The organism is Leifsonia sp. HAY1-4F (assembly GCF_056755275.1).
Window position 1 is genome coordinate 1 of the sequence record NZ_JBNDHX010000330.1, and the last position, 265, is coordinate 265.

Below are 265 nucleotides of genomic sequence, written 5' to 3' on the forward strand. Positions count from 1 at the left end.
CCATTATCGTCGCCGGTATCTTGCTGAGGCTCGCGGCCATCCTGGTGTATCCGCACGCGCCGGAGAGCGATGAGCTGGCATATTTGAAAATGGCCGAAGACCTTGTTGCGAGAAAAACGATGAACGCGGGTGGTTACGCATTCTTCAACATGGGCTATTCCTTCTTCGTCCTTGCGCCAGCACTTTGGCTGTCCGACCACAGCCTTTTGGGATTGCGTCTTGCTAACCTGATTTTCGGTGCGGTTTCCATTGCTTTGGTATACAT

Annotated in this window: 1 protein-coding gene; it reads left to right on the forward strand. The window is 52.8% G+C overall.

Going from position 1 to position 265, the window contains the following annotated elements:
• Positions 1-265: hypothetical protein (locus ACPYOG_RS19715; RefSeq protein ID WP_481295812.1), on the forward strand; the 265-nt coding region annotated here is incomplete at both ends.